A 1,028-nucleotide genomic window follows, 5' to 3' on the forward strand; every position below is an offset into this window, starting at 1 on the left:
AAATTACACCAGTTCTTCGTAAGCCGATGGATTTGCCATCTGAAGCATTGCAAAACGAGATTCGTGATGTATTGAAACAATATTCCATTTTACAAGATGGCGTAGCAACGAAATAAGCTATATACTCCACACTCTTACTTTCTATTAAAAGAAGGGAGAGTACTAAAAAGGACGTGAAAAGAATGAATTCGCAAGCAACTGACAAACAGAAAGAAGCAGCACATACGCAAGTGGATGATGTAAAACTGTACATAAACGGGCAGTTTGTTGACAGCAAATCCGGCGCTTCTTTTGAAAATAAAAATCCATTTACGAATAAATCGATAAATCGTATTGCAGAAGGCCGCGAAGAAGAGATGAATGAAGCTGTCAAGGCCGCAAAACAAGCGTTTGAGCAAGGGCCATGGGGCAACATGAAAATGGAAGAGCGCATGAAATACATTCATCGAATTGCAGATATCATTGATGAGGAGATTGAAGATATCGCGTTTTTGGAATCTTTGGATACCGGCCTGCCGATTAGCCAAACGAGAAAACAATCCGCCCGTGCTGCTGAAAATTTCCATTTTTATGCGCGGATGGTTCAGACAAAATTACATGGTGAATCCTACCCAATGGATGATGAGTTCATTAATTACACGGTCCACGAGCCATTAGGTGTCGTTGGTTTGATCACTCCTTGGAATGCACCATTTATGCTAGAGACGTGGAAAGTGGCGCCTGCGTTGGCAACAGGAAATACAGTTATATTAAAACCAGCAGAACTTTCACCGTTAACAGCTAATAAACTGGCTGAAATAGTCCATAAAGCCGGAGTTCCAGCTGGTGTGTTCAACGTTGTCCATGGATTCGGTGAAACTGCTGGAGGTACCCTTGTTGCTCACCCTGATGTGAAAGCGATTTCTTTTACAGGTGAAACGACAACAGGGACAATAATCATCAAAAACTCTGCCGATACTTTAAAGAAAACGTCCATGGAGCTTGGGGGTAAGTCACCTTTAATTGTATTTGATGACGCAGACCTTGAT

At 41.8% G+C, this 1,028-nt stretch carries 1 protein-coding gene; it reads left to right on the forward strand.

Translation table 11 applies throughout. The features are described 5' to 3' along the window. Positions 1-182: 182 nt before the first annotated feature. The coding region (locus AC1DUW_RS30285) for an aldehyde dehydrogenase family protein (protein WP_477644368.1) at positions 183-1,028 on the forward strand (846 nt) is incomplete at its 3' end.

The organism is Peribacillus sp. P4_C12, assembly GCF_056402095.1.